Here is a 256-nt window from a genome sequence, read left to right on the forward strand (position 1 = left end):
TGTTCGCCACCGAGGGACGTGAGCACAAGACGGTACTCGATTTTGTTGACGATCTGAAGGCCCATGGTGGCGACAGCGAGCAGGTCAAGCATGTGTGCATGGACATGAGCGCGGCCTACGCCAAGGGAGTGGGGTTGGCGTTGCCGCAGGCGCAGATCAGCTACGACCGCATCTCGTTATACACAAGCCCCCCACATGAGCTATGCTACCTATTTCATAGCGAAAGCACACAATGAGCTGGACAGTCACGGAATTC

General features: G+C 56.2%; 1 pseudogene. It reads left to right on the forward strand.

Going from position 1 to position 256, the window contains the following annotated elements:
* A pseudogene (locus VTU_RS28425) lies at positions 1-170 on the forward strand (transposase); the annotation flags it as partial.
* Between the last annotated feature and the right edge of the window lie 86 nt (positions 171-256).

The sequence above is a fragment of the Verminephrobacter aporrectodeae subsp. tuberculatae At4 genome (assembly GCF_000193225.1).
Taxonomy (GTDB): Bacteria; Pseudomonadota; Gammaproteobacteria; order Burkholderiales; family Burkholderiaceae_C; genus Acidovorax; species Acidovorax aporrectodeae.